Below are 18,379 nucleotides of genomic sequence, written 5' to 3'. Positions count from 1 at the left end.
CCCCATGACAGCGGACGCACCACGGAGGACGGATATGTCGGGCCCGGACGACCAGATCGTCAACGCGCTGCGCGCCTCCCTCAAGGAGAACGCGCGACTGCAGCAGGAGAACAGCAAACTCGCGGCGGCCGTTGCCGAGCCCATCGCCATCGTCTCCATGGCCTGCCGGTACGCGGGGGGCATCCGCACCCCCGAGGACCTGTGGCGGGTGGTGACCGACGGCACCGACGTCTACACGACGTTCCCGGAGGACCGCGGCTGGGACCTGGAGGGGCTCTACCACCCCGACCCGGACAACCCCGGCACCACGTACGTCCGCGAGGGCGCCTTCCTGCACGACGCCGGCGAGTTCGACGCCGCGTTCTTCGGCATCTCGCCCCGCGAGGCCCTCGCCATGGATCCCCAGCAGCGCCAGCTGCTCGAAGTGTCCTGGGAGACCCTGGAACGCGCCGGCATCGACCCGCACTCCGTACGCGGCAGCGACACCGGGGTGTTCGCCGGCATCGTCCACCAGGACTACGCCCCCGACCTGAGCGGCCACGAGGGCTTCCTCAGCCTGGAGCGGGCCCTCGGCACCGCGGGCGGCGTCGCCTCCGGCCGGATCGCCTACACCCTCGGCCTGGAGGGACCCGCGGTCACCGTCGACACCATGTGCTCCTCCTCGCTGGTCGCCATCCACCTCGCCATGCAGGCGCTGCGCCGCGGCGAGTGCTCCATGGCGCTCGCCGGCGGCTCCACCGTGATGTCCACCCCCGGCGGCTTCGTCGGCTTCGCGCGCCAGCGCGGCCTCGCCTTCGACGGCCGCTGCAAGTCCTACGCCGCCGCGGCCGACGGCTCCAGCTGGGCCGAGGGCGTCGGTGTCGTCCTCCTCGAAACGCTGTCCCAGGCCCGCGAGCGCGGCCACCGCGTCCTCGCCGTCATCCGCGGCTCCGCCGTCAACCAGGACGGCGCCTCCAACGGCCTGACCGCCCCCAACGGCCCCTCCCAGCAGCGCGTCATCCGCAAGGCACTGGCCGGCGCCGGACTGACCACCGCCGACGTCGACATGGTCGAGGGCCACGGCACCGGCACCGTCCTCGGCGACCCCATCGAGGCCCAGGCCATCCTCGCCACCTACGGCCAGGACCGCCCCGCCGGACACCCCCTGCGCCTCGGCTCCGTCAAGTCCGTCATCGGCCACACCCAGGCCGCCTCCGGTGTCGCCGGCGTCATCAACATGGTCCAGGCGCTGCGCCACGGCCGGATGCCGGCCACCCGGCACATCGACGCCCCCACCCCGCAGGTCGACTGGTCCTCCGGCACCGTGGAACTGCTCACCGACGCCCGCGAGTGGCCCGACACCGGCCGCCCGCGCCGCGCCGGCGTGTCCTCGTTCGGCGCCAGCGGAACCAACGCCCACCTGATCCTGGAACAGGCCCCCGACGAAGAGGCACCGGCGCCCTCCGTGACGCACGGCGGTGTCGTACCGCTGGTCGTGTCCGCCGCCTCCGCCGCCTCCCTCACCGGGCAGGCCGGCCGTCTCGCCGCCTTCCTGGAGGCCGCCCCGGACACCCCGCTCGCGGCCGTAGCCGGCACCCTCGCCACCCGGCGCGCCATCCTCGGCGAACGCGCGGTCGTGGTCGCCGAGACCCGTGACGAGGCCCTGGCCGCGCTCACCGCCCTCGCCCGCGACGAACAGGCGCCCGGCACCGTCCGGGGCGCCGCCGGCGCGGCCGGCGCCGGCAAGACCGTCCTGGTCTTCCCCGGCCAGGGCACCCAGTGGATCGGCATGGGCCGCGAACTGCTCGAAGCCTCACCGGTGTTCGCCGCCCGCATCGAGGAGTGCGCCCGGGCCCTGGACCGCTGGGTCGACTGGGACCTGAAGGCCGTGCTGCGCGGCGAGGCCGACACCGACCTGCTGACCCGCGTGGACGTCGTCCAGCCCGCGAGCTTCGCCGTGATGGTGGGCCTGGCCGCCGTATGGGCCTCCGTCGGGGTCGTACCGGACGCGGTGGTCGGCCACTCGCAGGGTGAGATCGCCGCCGCCTGCGTGGCCGGCGCGCTCACGCTGGACGACGCCGCCCGCATCGTCGCCGTCCGCAGCCAGGTCATCCGCGGCCGGCTCGCCGGGCTCGGCGGCATGGCGTCCGTCGCGCTCGCCGAGGAGGACGTCACCGCCCGGCTGGAACGGTGGGCCGACCGCGTCGAGGTCGCCGCCGTCAACGGGCCGTCCTCCGTCGTGATCGCCGGTGACGCCGAGGCCCTCGACGAGGTCCTGGACGCCTTCGAGGACCAGGGCGTGCGGGTGCGCCGCATCGCCGTGGACTACGCCTCGCACAGCCGGCACGTCCAGGCCGTGCAGGAGGCCCTGACCGAGGCGTTCGCGGACATCCGCGGCGAGGCGCCGGCGATCCCGTTCCTGTCCACCGTGACCGGCGAGTGGGTCCGCGAGGCCGGTGTCCTCGACGGCGGCTACTGGTACCGCAACCTGCGCCGGCAGGTCCGGTTCGGCCCGGCCGTCGAGACGCTCCTCGCCGAGGGCCACACGGTGTTCGTCGAGTCCAGCGCCCACCCCGTCCTCGTGCAGCCCGTCACCGGGATCGCCGACGCCACCGACACCACCGACGCCGTGGTCACCGGCTCCCTGCGCCGCGACGACGGCGGCCTGCGCCGGCTGCTCACCTCCATGGCCGAGGTGTTCGCGGCCGGCCTCCGCGTCGACTGGCGGGGGGTGCTGCCCGAGGCCGCCCGCACCGCCCACGTCGACCTGCCGACGTACGCCTTCGACCGCCGCCACTACTGGATCCAGCTCACCGCGAACGGCGGTGACGCCGCCTCCCTCGGCGTGACCGGCAGCGACCACCCGCTGCTCGGCGCGGTCGTCCCGCTGCCCCAGACCGACGGGCTGGTCTTCACCTCCCGCCTCTCGCTGCGCACCCACCCCTGGCTCGCCGACCACGCCATGCAGGGCGTGGTCATCGTGCCCGGCACCGTCTACGTCGACCTCGCCGTCCGCGCCGGCGACGAGTTCGGCTGCGGCACCCTCGAAGAACTCGTCATCGAGGCACCCCTGGTCCTGCCCCCACAGGGGGGCGTCCGCGTGCAGGTCGCCGTCGGCGGCGCGACCCCGAACGGCTCGCGCACCGTCGACGTGTACTCGCTGCGCGAGGACGCCACCGACGACGACGGCCACGGCGAATGGACCCGGCACGCCACCGGCCTGCTGTCCGGCAGCCCCGCGCAGTCCACCGCGCCCGCCGTCGACTACGCCGCCTGGCCGCCGCCCGGCGCCGAACCCGTCGCCATCGACGACTTCTACGCCGCCCTCGTCGCCCGCGGCTACGCCTACGGCCCCGCCTTCCAGGGCCTGCGCGGCGTGTGGCGGCGCGGGGAGGAACTCTTCGCCGAGGCGGCCCTGCCGCAGGACCACCGGGAGAACGCCGACAAGTTCGCCATCCACCCGGCCCTGCTCGACGCCGCCCTGCACACCAACGCCTTCGCCAACCCGGACGACGACCGCAACGTCCTGCCGTTCGCCTGGAACGGGCTCGTCCTGCACGCCGAGGGCGCCTCCGCGCTGCGGGTCCGGGTCGCGCCCGCCGGTCCCGACGCCCTGTCGTTCCAGGCCGCCGACGAGACCGGCGCCCTCGTCCTCACCATGGACTCCCTGGTGTCCCTGCCGGTCTCCGCCGAGCAGCTCGGAGCCGCGGCCGGCGCCCACCGGGACGCCCTGTTCGCCGTCGACTGGGTGCACCTGCCCGCCGCCGAAAGCGCCACCACGGCACCCGCCTGGGTGAGCGTCGCCGACGCCGACGACGTCACCGCGCTCACCCACCGTGACAGCGCCCCCGGCGCCGCGATCCTCGACGCCGACAGCGACGGCTCCGACGCCCAGATCCTCACCACCCGCGTACTGCGCGTCCTGCAGGCCTGGCTGGCCACCCCCGGACTGGAGGCCGCCCGGCTGGTGGTGGCCACCCGGGGCGCGGTGGCCGCGGGCGGCGACAGCGCCGTCACCGACCCGGCCGGCGCCGCCGTCTGGGGCCTGGTCCGCGCCGCCCAGGCCGAGAACCCCGACCGGGTGGTCCTGGTCGACCTCGACCCGGCCGCCGCCACCGGCGCCGGCCCCGTCCTCGCCCAGCTCCTCGCCACCGGCGAACCCCAGCTCGCCGTCCGCGGCACCGCCCTGTCCGCGCCGCGCCTGGTCCGCGCCGAGACGACGGACACGAGCGGTACGGCCGGCACCGAGCCGCCCGCAGCCGACGCCCAGGGCGATACCGAGGCGCATGCGGACGACACCACCACCGCCTTCGACCCCGACGGCACCGTCCTCATCACCGGCGGCACCGGCTCGCTCGGCGCCCTCGTCGCCCGGCACCTGGTCGACCGGCACGGCGTGCGGCACCTGGTGCTGGCCGGCCGGCGCGGCGCGGACGCCGAGGGCGCCGCCGAACTCACCGCCGAGCTGACCGGACTCGGCGCGGCCGTCTCCGTCGTCGCCTGCGACGTCTCCGACCGCGACGCGGTCGCCGGACTGCTGCGCGCCGTCCCGGCCGAGCACCCGCTGACCGGCCTGGTGCACCTCGCCGGCATCCTGGACGACGGTGTGATCAGCGCGCTCACCGAGGAGCGGATCGCCGGGGTCTTCGCCCCCAAGGCCACCGCCGTACGGCACCTGGACGAGCTGACCCGCGAACTCGCCCCCGGCCTGCGCTCGTTCGTGGTGTTCTCCTCCGCCGCCGCCCTCCTCGGCTCCGCCGGCCAGGGCAACTACGCGGCCGCCAACGCCTACCTGGACGCCCTGATGGCCCACCGCCGCGCGGCCGGCCTGCCCGGCGTCTCCCTCGCCTGGGGCCTGTGGGAACAGAGCACGGGCCTCACCGCCCACCTCAGCGAGACCGACCAGGCCCGCATGAGCCGCGGCGGTGTCCTCGCCCTCACCCCCGAGGAGGGCCTCGCCCTCCTCGACACCGGACTGCGCGCCGACCGCGCCCTGCTGGTCCCGATCAAGCTGGACCTGCGCGCCCTGCGCTCCGACGCCGCCAAAGGCGCCGCCGTGCCGCATCTGCTGCGCGGCCTGGTCCGGGCCGGCCGGCGCTCCGCCCGGGCCGCGGCCGGCGACGGCAGCGGCCTGCTGCGCCGCCTCGCCGGCCTCGCCGAGGCCGAGCAGGAAGCCGTCCTGCTGGGCATCATCCAGGCCGAGGCCACCGCCGTGCTCGGCTTCAGCGGACCCGAACTCGCCCAGGGCACACGCGGTTTCGGCGACATCGGCTTCGACTCGCTCACCGCGATCGAGCTGCGCAACCGGCTCTCCGCCGCCACCGGCGTCAAGCTGCCCGCCACGCTCATCTTCGACTACCCGACCCCGGTGGCGCTCGCCCGCCACCTGCGCGAGGAACTCGGCGAGAGCGCGGCCGGTGCCGCCGCGCCCACCGTGGTCACGACCGACCCGGACGAGCCCATCGCCATCGTCGGCATGGCCTGCCGGCTGCCCGGCGGCGTCACCGACCCGGCCGGCCTGTGGCGGCTCGTCACCGAGCGCCGCGACGGCATCACGGAGTTCCCCGACGACCGCGGCTGGAACCTGGACGAGCTGTTCGACGCCGACCCCGACAAGGCCGGCACCTCCTACGTCCACAAGAGCGGATTCCTGCACAGCGCCGCCGAGTTCGACGCCGAGTTCTTCGGCATCTCCCCCCGCGAGGCGCTGGCCATGGACCCGCAGCAGCGGCTGCTGCTGGAGGCCACCTGGGAGGCCCTGGAGAACGCCGGCATCGACCCCAGCTCGACCCGCGGCGCAAACGTCGGCGTCTTCTCCGGTGTCTCCATCCACGACTACCTGGAGTCCCTCAGCAACATGCCCCCCGAGCTGGCGGGCTACGTCACCACCGCGACCGCAGGCAGCGTGGCCTCGGGCCGGGTGTCGTACGTCTTCGGCTTCGAGGGCCCCGCGGTCACCGTGGACACCGCCTGCTCCTCCTCGCTGGTCGCCATGCACCTGGCGGCCCAGGCACTGCGGCAGGGCGAGTGCTCCCTGGCGCTGGCCGGCGGTGTCGCCGTGATGGGCTCGCCCATCGGCGTGCTCGGCATGTCCCGGCAGCGCGGCCTCGCAGCCGACGGCCGGGTCAAGGCCTTCTCCGCCGGCGCCGACGGCACGATCCTCTCCGAGGGCGTCGGCATCGTCGTTCTGGAGCGCCTGTCGGAGGCCCGCCGCAACGGGCACCAGGTGCTGGCGGTCGTCCGCGGCAGCGCGGTCAACCAGGACGGCGCCTCCAACGGCCTCACCGCCCCCAACGGCCCCTCGCAGCAGCGGGTGATCCGCCGCGCGTTGGCGGCGGCCGGGCTGGCCGCGACGGACGTCGACGCCGTCGAGGCCCACGGCACGGGCACGGCGCTCGGCGACCCCATCGAAGCCCAGGCCCTGCTGGCCACCTACGGCCGCGACCGTGAACAGCCGCTGTGGCTGGGCTCGTTGAAGTCCAACATCGGGCACACCCAGGCCGCCGCCGGCGTCGCCGGTGTGATCAAGATGGTCGAGGCGCTGCGGCACGGCGTCCTGCCGCCCACCCTGAACGTCACCGAGCCCACCCCGCAGGTCGACTGGTCGGCGGGCTCCGTCGAGCTGCTGACCGAGGAACGGGAGTGGCCCGACGCCGGCCGCCCGCGCCGGGCCGGCGTCTCCTCCTTCGGCATCAGCGGCACCAACGCCCACCTGATCCTGGAGCAGGCACCCGAGGAACCGGCCGCCGCACCGGCGCCGCACGACCGTGTGGTGCCGCTGGTGGTGTCGGCGTCCTCCGAGGGCTCGCTGGCCGGACAGGCGGAGCGTCTGGCCGCCTTCGCGGGCGGCACGGACGCGTCCCTCGCGGACATCGCGGCCGCCCTGGCGACGCGCCGGGCCGTCCTGTCCGAGCGGGCCGTGGTCGTCGCCGGGACCCGGCAGGAGGCGGTGGCCGGACTGGCCGCGCTGGCCCGCGGTGAGTCGGCCGCCGGCCTGCTGACCGGTGCCGGGGGAGCGGCCGGGCGGACGGTCCTGGTGTTCCCGGGGCAGGGCTCGCAGTGGACCGGCATGGGCCGGGAGCTGCTGGAGACCTCCCCGGTGTTCGCGGAGCGGATCGCGGAGTGCGCGCGGGCCCTGGAACCCTGGGTGGACTGGGACTTGACGGCCGTGCTCCGCGGCGAGGCCGACGCCGGCCTCATCGCACGCGTGGACGTGGTGCAGCCGGCGAGTTTTGCGGTGATGGTTGCCCTGGCCGCCGTATGGGCGTCCGTCGGGGTCGTGCCGGATGCGGTGGTCGGGCACTCGCAGGGTGAGATCGCCGCCGCGTGCGTGGCCGGTGCGCTGTCGCTGGAGGACGCGGCGCGGATCGTGGCCGTGCGCAGTCAGGTGATCGCCGGGGAGCTGGCGGGCCGGGGCGGTATGGCCTCCGTGGCGCTGTCCGAGACCGAAGCGGGCGAGCGCATCGCCGCGTGGGACGGGCGGGTCGAGGTGGCCGCCGTCAACGGCCCGTCCTCGGTGGTGATCGCCGGTGACGCCGAGGCGCTGGACGAGGCGCTGGCCGCGCTGGAGGCCGACGGGGTGCGGGTGCGCCGGGTCGCGGTCGACTACGCCTCCCACACCCGCCATGTCGAGGCGATCGAGCAGGCTTTGGCGGAGGCCTTCGCCGACATCCGTGGCCAGGCGCCGCTGGTGCCGTTCTACTCCACGGTGACCGGCGAGTGGGTGCGCGAGGCCGGTGTCCTGGACGGCGGTTACTGGTACCGCAACCTCCGTCGGCAGGTCCGCTTCGGCCCGGCCGTCGAGGCACTCCTCGCCGAGGGCCACACGGTGTTCGTCGAGTCCAGTGCCCACCCGGTCCTCGTCCAGCCGGTCAGCGAGATCGTGGACGAGACACGGGCGGACGCGGTGGTCACCGGCTCCCTGCGCCGCGAAGAGGGCGGTCTGCGGCGGCTGCTCGCGTCGATGGCCGAGGTGTTCGTCCAGGGCGTCGCCGTCGACTGGACCGGTGTGCTGCCCGAGGGCGCCGGTGACACCCACGTGGACCTGCCGACGTACGCCTTCGACCACCGCCACTACTGGCTGAAGACCGCGCCCGCGACGGACGCCGCCTCGCTCGGCCAGTCCGCCGCCGACCACCCCCTGCTGGGCGCGGTCGTCCCGCTGCCCCAGTCCGACGGGCTGGTCTTCACCTCCCGTCTCTCCCCGCGCACCCACCCCTGGCTGGCCGACCACGTCGTCGGCGGCGCGATCGTCGTCCCCGCCACCGGCCTGGTCGAACTCGCCCTGCGCGCAGGCGACGAGGCAGGCACCGCCGGCCTGGACGAGCTGACCGTCGAGACCCCGCTGGTGCTGCCCGAGGAGGGCGGCATACGCGTCCAGGTCGCCGTCGGCGGCCCCGACGACAGCGGCGCCCGCACCGTCGACATCTACGCGGCCGGCGAGGACACCGAGCCCGCCGCATGGACCCGGCACGCCACCGGACGGCTGTCGCCCGCCCCGCCCACCCCTTTGGAGGCGAGCGCCGACCTGACGCTGTGGCCGCCCACCGGCGCCCGCCCGGCCGACACCGACGAGCTCTACGACGACCTGCTCCGCCTCGGCCATCCGTTCGGTCCCGCCTTCCGGGGCGTACGGGCGCTGTGGCGGCGCGGTGACGAGGTCTTCGCCGAGGTCGCGCTGCCCGAGGACCAGCGGGCCGGCGCCGAGCGGTTCGGCATCCATCCCGCGCTGCTCGACGCCGCCGTGCAGTCGGGGCTGCGGCACGCGGCCACGGCCGACCCGGAAGGTGCCGGACAGCGGCTGTGGCAGCCCGCCGCGTGGCAGGGGCTCACGCTGCACGCCACCGGCGCGACCACGCTCCGCGTGCGGCTCGCCCCGTCCGGCGCCGGCCGGCTCGCGCTGGAGGCCGCCGACGAGGCCGGCGAGCTGGTCGTGACCCTGGACGCCCTCGGTTTCCTGCCGGTCTCCGCCGACCGGCTGACGGCGGCCCGGGGCGACGGCGGTCACTCGCTCTACCGCGTCGAGTGGACGGAACTGCCCGCGGCCCCCGCCGAGGCGCAGGTGCCGCAGTGGGTGCCGCTGTTCCACGCGGACGAGGTCGAGATCCTCGCCGGCGCGGCGACCGGCCCCACGGTCGCCGTGGTCGAGGCCGTCACCCCCGACGGCAGCCCGGACGCCACCGCGGACGGCGCCCTGTCCCAGGCCAACCGGATCCTGGCCATGCTCCAGGCCTGGTTCGCCGCGCCCAGCCTGGAGGAGTCCCGGCTGGTGGTCCTCACCCGGGGGGCCGTGCCCGCCGGCGGTGACGGCGCGGTGACCGACCCGGCCGGAGCGGCGGTCTGGGGCCTGGTCCGCGCGGCCCAGGCCGAGAACCCCGGCCGGATCGTCCTGATCGACACCGACACCGACCCGGACATCGCCTACGGCACCGCCGTCGAACCGCTCCTCGCCACGGTCCTCGCGTCCGGCGAGCCCCAGGTGGCCGTGCGCGGCCAGGTCCTCTCGGTGCCGCGCCTGGTCCGCGCACCCGAGGGCGAGCCGGCGGTGGCGTTCCGCCCCGGGGGCACGGTGCTCGTGACCGGCGGTACCGGCTCGCTCGGTGCCCTGGTGGCACGGCACCTGGTCGAGCGGCACGGCGTACGGCACCTGGTCCTGGCCAGCCGGCGCGGCGCGGAGGCCGAGGGGGCCACGGAGCTGGCGGCCGAACTTGCCGAGCTGGGTGCGGAGTCGGTGGACCTCGTGGCCGCTGACGTGTCCGACCGCGCCGCGGTGGCTCAGCTGCTGGACTCCGTCCCGGCGCTGACGGGTGTGATCCACACGGCCGGTGTCCTGGACGACGGCGTGATCGGCGCGTTGACCCCCGAACGGATGGCGGACGTCTTCGCCCCGAAGGCACACGCCGCCGCCCACCTGGACGAACTGACCCGCACCCGGGACCTGAGCGTCTTCGCCGTCTACTCCTCCGGCGCCGGCCTGTTCGGCTCGGCCGGCCAGGGCAACTACGCGGCCGCCAACGCCTACCTCGACGGCCTGATGGCCCGCCGCCGCGCCGCCGGACTCCCGGCCGTGTCGCTGGCCTGGGGCCTGTGGGAGCAGAGCACCGGCCTCACCGCCCACCTGAGCGCCACCGACCAGGCCCGCATGGGCCGGGGCGGCGTCCGCGCCCTCACCCCCGAGGAGGGCCTGGCCCTCTTCGACACCTCCCTCGGCGCCGAACAGGCCCTCGTCGTCCCGATCAAGCTGGACCTGCGGGCCGCCCGCGCCGACGCCGCCTCCGGCGGCACGGTCCAGCCCCTGATGCGCGGCCTGATCCGGGTCACCCGGCAGGCCGCCCGGACGGCCGCCGCGGACCGCAGCGGCGGCGGCCTGGCCGACCGGCTCGCCGCACTCGCCCCGGACGAGCAGGAGGCGCTGCTCCTGGACGTGGTCCGCGGGCAGGTCGCCACCGTCCTCGGCCACGCGGGGGCCGACCAGGTCAGGGCGGAGAAGGCGTTCAAGGACGCCGGCTTCGACTCCCTCACCTCCGTCGAACTGCGCAACCGCATCCGTGAGGCCACCGGCCTCAGCCTGCCGACGACCGTCGTCTTCGACTACCCGACCCCGCTCGCCCTCGCCCGCCACCTGCACAGCCACTTCGGGCACGTCACCGCCGCCCCGGCCGCCCCGGCACCGGCCGTCGCCACGGCCGACCCCGGCGAGCCGATCGCGATCGTCGGCATGGCCTGCCGGCTGCCCGGCGGTGTCAGCAGCCCCGAGGACCTCTGGCAACTGGTGGCCGAGGGCCGGGACGCCATGTCCGGCTTCCCGTCCGACCGCGGCTGGGACCTGGAGGGCCTGTTCGACTCCGACCCCGGACGCGTCGGGACGTCGTACGTCGACCAGGGCGGCTTCCTCTACGACGCCGGCCAGTTCGACGCCGGCTTCTTCGGCATCTCCCCGCGCGAGGCGCTGGCGATGGACCCGCAGCAGCGGCTGCTCCTCGAAACCTCCTGGGAGGCGCTGGAGCGGGCCGGCATCGACCCGCTCTCCCTGAAGGGCACGGACGTCGGCGTGTTCTCCGGCGTGATGACCCAGGGCTACGGCTTCGGCGGCGAACTCCCGCCGGAACTCGCCGGGTTCACCGCCACCGGCTCCGCAGGCAGTGTGGCCTCCGGCCGGGTGTCGTACGTCTTCGGGCTGGAAGGCCCCGCGGTGACCGTCGACACCGCCTGCTCCTCGTCGCTGGTCGCCATCCACCTCGCCGCGCAGGCCCTGCGCAACGGCGAGTGCTCGATGGCCCTGGCCGGCGGCGCCACCGTCCTCGCCAACCCGTACACCTTCGTGGAGTTCTCCCGCCAGCAGGCCCTCTCGCCCGACGGCCGGTGCAAGGCCTTCTCCTCGTCCGCCGACGGCACCGGCTGGGCCGAGGGCGCGGGCGTCATCGTCCTGGAACGCCTCTCCGAGGCACGGCGCAACGGCCACCGGGTCCTCGCGGTGCTCCGGGGCAGCGCGGTCAACCAGGACGGCGCGTCCAACGGCCTGACCGCCCCGAACGGGCCCTCGCAGCAGCGCGTCATCCGCAAGGCGCTGGCCGGCGCCGGGCTGTCGGTGTCCGAAGTGGACGCGGTGGAGGCGCACGGCACGGGCACCGTCCTCGGCGACCCGATCGAGGCGCAGGCCCTGCTCGCCACCTACGGCCAGGACCGCGAAGAGCCGCTGTGGATCGGCTCGGTGAAGTCCAACATCGGCCACGCCCAGGCCGCCGCCGGTGTCGCCGGGGTCATCAAGACCGTCGAGGCGCTGCGGCACGCGGTCCTGCCCCCCACCCTGCACGTCGACCGGCCGTCGACCGAGGTGGACTGGTCGGCGGGCGCGGTCGAAGTGCTCACCGCAGCACGGGACTGGCCCGAGACCGGCCGCCCGCGCCGGGCCGGTGTCTCCGCCTTCGGCGTCAGCGGCACCAACGCCCACGTCATCCTGGAGCAGGCACCCGAGGAGCCGGCCGCGGCACCCGTGGCGCCGGCCGACGGCGTGCTGCCGGTGGTGGTCTCCGCGCGCAGCACCGCCGCACTCGCCGGACAGGCCGGCAGGCTCGCCGCGTTCGTCCGGGACACCGAGGCCTCGCCGGCGGCCGTCGCGGGCGCCCTCGTCGCCCGGCGGGCGGTGCTGTCCGAGCGCGCGGTGGTCGTCGCCGGCTCCCGCGAGGAGACGGTGTCCGGTCTGGCGGCGCTCGCCGCGGGCGAGTCCTCGCCGATCGTGGTCACCGGCTCGGAGAGCACCGGCGGCACGGTCTTCGTCTTCCCCGGCCAGGGCTCGCAACGGCTCGGCATGGGACGGGAGTTGTACGACCGCTACCCTGCTTTCGCCCGCGCCCTGGACGAGGCCTGCGCCGCCCTGGACGCGCAGCTCGCCGGCTGGGCGGACCATCCCGTCAAGGACGTGATCTTCGGCGAGGTCGGCAACGCGGGCGGCGGCCTGCTGGACCAGACGGTTTTCACCCAGGCCGGCCTCTTCGCGCTGGAGACGGCCCTGTTCCGGCTCGTGGAGTCCTGGGGCGTACGACCCGACGTGGTCGCCGGGCACTCCATCGGCGAGGTGGTCGCGGCCCATGTGGCCGGCGTGCTGTCGCTGGCGGACGCGGCGGCGCTCGTCGCGGCCCGCGGCCGGCTGATGCAGGCCCTGGCACCGGGCGGTGCGATGGTCGCGGTCGCCGCCACCGAGGCGGAGATCGAGGAGTACCTCGGCGCGGGCGTCGACCTCGCCGCGGTCAACGCGCCCGGCTCGGTGGTCCTCTCCGGTGACGAGGGAGCCGTCGTGGCCGTGGTGGAGAAGCTGCGCGAGCAGGGCCGCCGCACCAAGCGGCTCACCGTCTCGCACGCCTTCCACTCGGCACTGATGGAGCCGATGCTGGCCGGCTTCGCCCAGGCCCTGTCCGGACTGACCTGGAACGAGCCGACGATCCCGGTGGTGTCCAACGTGACCGGCCGGCTCGCGGAACCGGGCCGCCTGACGGACCCGGCCTACTGGGTGGAGCACGTCCGCCGTCCGGTCCGCTTCGCCGAGGGGATCGCCGCTTCCGGCGGCTCGGTGTTCCTGGAACTGGGCCCCGGCGGCACGCTGACCGGCGCGATCGCGGAGTCGGCGGGCGAGGACGCGATGAGCGTGCCCGCGCTGCGCGACGAGCGCGGCGAGGCCCAGACCCTCCTGCTGTCCGTGGCCGAGCTGTTCGTCCGCGGCGCGCAGGTGGACTGGGCGGCCGCCCTGCCCGAGGGCGTCACCGAGGCCCACGTGGATCTGCCGACGTACGCCTTCGACCACCGGCACTACTGGCTGCACATGGCCCCCGCCACCGACGCCGTCGCCCTCGGCCAGAGCACGGCCGACCACCCGCTGCTCGGCGCCGTCGTGGAGGTTCCCGAGACCGGCGGGGTGCTCTGCACCTCCCGGCTGTCCCTGCGCACCCACCCCTGGCTCGCGGACCACGCCGTCGGCGGAGTCGTCCTGGTACCCGGCACCGGCCTGGTCGAACTCGCCGTACGCGCCGGTGACGAGGCCGGCTGCGGAGTGCTGGACGAACTCGTCATCGAGGCACCCCTGGTCGTCCCCGAGCAGGGCGGGGTCCGGGTCCAGGTCGCCGTCGGCGGACCGGACGACGACGGCCTGCGCAGCGTGGCCGTCTACTCGGCCCGGGAGAACACCGCCGGCGAGATCGGCACCGACGCCTGGACCCGCCACGCCACCGGCACCCTGACCACGTCGGCGGCGGACACCCCCGCCTTCGACACCACGGTCTGGCCGCCGGCCGGCGCCGAACCGGTCGCCCTCGACACGACCGCCTTCTACGCCGACCTGGCGAGCCACGGCTACGCCTACGGCCCCGCCTTCCAGGGCCTGCGCGCGGTGTGGCGGCGCGGCGAGGAGATCTACGCCGAGGTCGCCCTGCCCGACGAGCGGCGCGACGAGGCGGCCCGGTTCGGCCTGCACCCCGCCCTGCTGGACGCGGCCCTGCACACCGACGCCTTCGCCCAGCCCGACGACGGGCACAACGTCCTGCCGTTCTCCTGGAACGGCCTGGCCCTGCACGCCGCCGGCGCCACCGCCCTGCGGGTACGGATCACACCGCGCGGAACCGACGTGCTGTCCCTCGTCGCGGCCGACGAGAACGGCGGCCTCGTCCTGACCGTCGACTCGGTCACCTTCCGCCCGGTGGACGTCGACCGGCTCGACGCCGCCGCGACGGCGGACCAGGGCCGCGACGCCCTGTTCGGCGTCGCCTGGACCGAACTCCCCGCACCGGCCACGAGGACGGCCCCCGCCTGGACGCGGGTCGCCGGCGCCGCCGAGGTCACCGCGCTGAAGGGCGAGGTGCCCGAGGCAGCCGTCCTGGACCTCCAGGGCTCCGACGGCGGCGACGAGGAGGCGCTCACCCGGACCGCCACCGCTTTGGAGGTCCTCCAGGCCTGGCTCACCGACGCCGAGTTCGAGGACGCGCGGCTGCTGGTGGTGACCCGGGGCGCGGTGCCCGCGGGCGGCGCCGCCACGCTGACCGACGCGGCCGGCGCGGCCGTGTGGGGTCTGGTCCGCGCCGCCCAGGCCGAGAACCCCGGCCGGATCGTCCTGCTCGACCTGGACCCGGCCACCGACACCCCCGTCGACGACCTCCTCGCCCCCGTCCTCGCGTCCGGCGAGCCCCAGGTGGCCGTGCGCGGCCAGGTCCTCTCGGTGCCGCGCCTGGTCCGCGCACCCGAGAGCGAGCCGGCGGTGGCGTTCCGCCCCGGGGGCACGGTGCTCGTGACCGGCGGTACCGGCTCGCTCGGTGCCCTGGTGGCACGGCACCTGGTCGAGCGGCACGGCGTACGGCACCTGGTCCTGGCCAGCCGGCGCGGCGCGGAGGCCGAGGGGGCCACGCTGCTGGCGGCCGAACTGGCCGAGCTGGGTGCGGAGTCGGTGGACCTCGTGGCCGCTGACGTGTCCGACCGCGCCGCGGTGGCTCAGCTGCTGGACTCCGTCCCGGCGCTGACGGGTGTGATCCACACGGCCGGTGTCCTGGACGACGGCGTGATCGGCGCGTTGACGCCCGAACGCCTCGCCAGGGTGTTCGCCCCCAAGGTGAGCGCCGTACGGCACCTGGACGCACTGACCCGCACCCGGGACCTGACGACGTTCGCCGTCTTCTCCTCGGCGTCCGGCCTGTTCGGCTCGGCCGGCCAGGGCAACTACGCGGCCGCCAACGCCTACCTCGACGCCATCGCCCACCAGCGCCGGGCGGCCGGCCTGCCCGCCACCTCCCTCGCCTGGGGCCTGTGGGAGCAGACCAGCGGCATGACCGCCCACCTGGGCGCCGCCGACCAGGCCCGGATGAGCCGGGGCGGCGTCCTGCCCATCGGACCCGCCGAGGGCATGCGGCTCCTCGACGCGGCCCTGGACACCGGCGAGGCACTCCTCGTCCCCATCAAGCTGGACCTGAGGGCCCTGCGCGCCGACGCCACAGCGGGACGCGCCGTGCAGCCCCTGCTGCGCGGCCTGGTCCGCACCGGCCGCCAGCCGGCCCGCGCCACGGCCGGGGACAGCACCGGCGGACTCACCCGCCGGCTCGCCGGACTCGCCCCGGCCGAGCAGGAGAACCTGCTCCTTGACCTCGTCCGCGGGCACGTCGCGACCGTCCTGGGCCACGCCGGGGCGGAGCACGTCGGCCCCGAGACGGCGTTCAAGGACGCCGGGTTCGACTCGCTCACCTCCGTCGAACTGCGCAACCGGCTCCGCGAGACCACCGGACTCAAGCTCGCCGCCACCGTCGTGTTCGACTACCCGAACCCCCTCGCTCTGGCCCGCCACCTCCACGCGGAACTGGGCACCACCAACGACGCCCTGTCGCTGGTGCACGAAAGGATCGAGGACATCGAGTCGCTGATCGCCGGACTGCTTTCCGACGAGTCCAAGAAGGCCGACATCGTGCTTCGCCTCCAGGGCCTGGTCGCGAAGTGCAACGGAGCGGTCGAGACAGACGGTTCCGCCGTGGCGGAGCAACTGGAATCCGCCTCCGCCGATGAAGTCCTCGACTTCATCAACGACGAACTCGGAATCGTCTGACCGCCACCCCTTCGCGGACCGTCAAACCCTCGGTGAGGAATGGAAGATGGCCACAGAGCAGGAACTCCTCAAGTATCTCAAGCGCGTCACGACCGAACTGCACGACCTGCGCCGGCAGGTCCGGCGGAACGCGGACGAGCCGGTCGCGATCGTCGGCATGGCCTGCCGGCTGCCCGGCGGCGTGACGACGCCGGAGGAGCTGTGGCGCCTGGTCGCCGAGGGCCGGGACGCCGTGTCCGACTTCCCCGCCGACCGCGGCTGGGACCTGGACGCACTGTTCGACGACGACCCGGACACGACGGGCACCACCTATGCCCGCCAGGGCGGATTCCTGCGCGACGCCGGCCTGTTCGACGCCGAGTTCTTCGGCATCTCCCCGCGTGAGGCGCTGGCGATGGACCCGCAGCAGCGCCTGCTGCTGGAAACCTCCTGGGAAGCCCTCGAACAGGCCGGCATCGACCCGCTCTCCCTGAAGGGCGCGGACGTCGGCGTCTTCAACGGCATCATGGGCGTCGACTACTTCATCGGCGGCAACCTCCCGCCGGAACTGGAGGGCTACGCCGGTACCGGCGGCGCGGGCAGCGTCGCCTCCGGCCGCATCTCCTACGTGTTCGGCTTCGAGGGCCCGGCCGTCACCGTGGACACCGCCTGCTCCTCGTCCCTGGTCGCCATCCACCTCGCCGCCCAGGCCCTGCGGCGCGGCGAGTGCTCGATGGCCCTGGCCGGCGGCGCCACCGTCATGGCCACCCCGCACACCTTCGTGGACTTCTCCCGCCAGCGCGGCCTCGCGGCCGACGGCCGCTGCAAGTCGTACGCCGACACCGCCGACGGCACGGGCTGGGCCGAGGGCGCCGGTGTGGTCGTCCTGGAACGGCTGTCGGAGGCCCAGCGCAAGGGCCACCGGGTGCTGGCGGTCATCCGCGGCAGCGCGGTGAACCAGGACGGCGCCTCGAACGGCCTGACGGCCCCCAACGGTCCTTCGCAGCAGCGGGTGATCCGCAAGGCCCTGGCCGCGGCCGGCCTGACCCCGGCGGACGTGGACGCCGTGGAGGGTCATGGCACGGGTACGGTCCTCGGCGACCCGATCGAGGCGCAGGCCCTCCTCGCGACCTACGGCCAGGACCGCGAACGGCCCCTGTGGCTCGGCTCGTTGAAGTCCAACGTCGGACACACCCAGGCCGCCGCGGGCGTCTCCGGTGTCATCAAGATGGTCCAGGCGCTGCGCCACGGCATCCTGCCCGCCACCCTGCACGCCGAGGAACCCAGCACCCGCGTCGACTGGGACGCCGGCGCCGTCCGACTCCTCCACCACACCAGTCCCTGGCCGGAGATCGACCGGCCGCGCCGCGTGGGCGTCTCAGGCTTCGGCGTCAGCGGCACCAACGCCCATCTGATCCTGGAGCAGGCACCGGAGGAGCCCGCTGCCGAGCCGGTGGCTCCGGCCGACGGTGTGGCGCCGGTGGTCGTGTCGGCGCGGAGCACGGGTGCGCTGGCGGGGCAAGCGGCGCGCCTGGCCGCGTTCGTGGGCGAGACCGATACGCCGCCGGCCGCGCTGGCGGGGGCGCTGGTATCGCAGCGGGCCCTGCTGTCCGAGCGGGCCGTGGTCGTCGCCGAGAGCCGCGAGGACGTGGTCTCCGGGCTGCGGGCACTGGCCGACGGGGAGCCGGCTCCGCTGGTGGTGACGGGGTCGGCTGCCGACGGGAAGACCGTGTTCGTGTTCCCGGGGCAGGGTTCACAACGGGTCGGTATGGGCCGTGAGTTGTATGAGCGGTATCCGGTGTTCGCGCGGGCGCTGGACGATGCGTGTGCTGCCTTGGACGGGCAGCTCGGCCAGGAGCAGTCGGTCAAGGAAGTGATCTTCGGCAACGCGGGCCTGCTGGGCCAGACGGTGTTCACGCAGGCCGGGTTGTTCGCGGTGGAGTCGGCTCTGTTCCGGCTGGTGGAGTCGTGGGGTGTACGGCCGGACGTGGTGGCCGGGCACTCGATCGGTGAGATTGTCGCGGCCCATGTGGCCGGGGTGCTGTCGTTGGAGGATGCGGCGGCGCTGGTGGCGGCACGCGGCCGGTTGATGCAGGCCCTGCCGACGGGCGGTGCGATGGTCGCCGTGGCCGCTTCAGAGGCGGAGGTCGCCGAACACCTGGGTGAGGGGGTGGACTTGGCGGCCGTGAATGCGCCTGGTTCGGTCGTCCTCTCCGGCGATGAGTCGGCGGTTGTCGCCGTTGCTGAGGAGCTGCGAGAGCAGGGTCGCCGGGTCAAGCGGCTCACGGTCTCGCACGCTTTCCACTCGGCGCTGATGGAGCCGATGCTGGCGGAGTTCGCGGAGGCTCTGTC

Annotated in this window: 2 protein-coding genes; both read left to right on the top strand. The window is 75.0% G+C overall.

Annotated features, from left to right (window positions below):
* The first annotated feature begins 34 nt into the window (after positions 1–34).
* The gene (locus ACIP4Y_RS06795) at positions 35–16,048 is read left to right on the top strand and encodes an SDR family NAD(P)-dependent oxidoreductase (RefSeq protein WP_401388731.1); all 16,014 of its coding nucleotides are present in this window, start codon (positions 35–37) and stop codon (positions 16,046–16,048) included.
* A 46-nt stretch (positions 16,049–16,094) separates the two neighbouring features.
* Positions 16,095–18,379: type I polyketide synthase (locus tag ACIP4Y_RS06790; protein ID WP_401388728.1), on the top strand; the 2,285-nt coding region annotated here is incomplete at its 3' end.

Origin of the sequence: Streptomyces sp. NPDC088810 (genome assembly GCF_044750305.1) — a bacterium.
Lineage (GTDB): Bacteria > Actinomycetota > Actinomycetes > Streptomycetales > Streptomycetaceae > Streptomyces.
Note: the sequence above shows the minus strand (reverse complement) of the source record. Positions and strands in the feature narration are given on the sequence as shown.

What these genes read in the sequence shown, in the direction of transcription:
- ACIP4Y_RS06795 (WP_401388731.1), top strand. Translation starts at nt 35, where the DNA reads ATGTCGGGCCCGGACGACCAGATCGTCAACGCGCTGCGCGCCTCCCTC.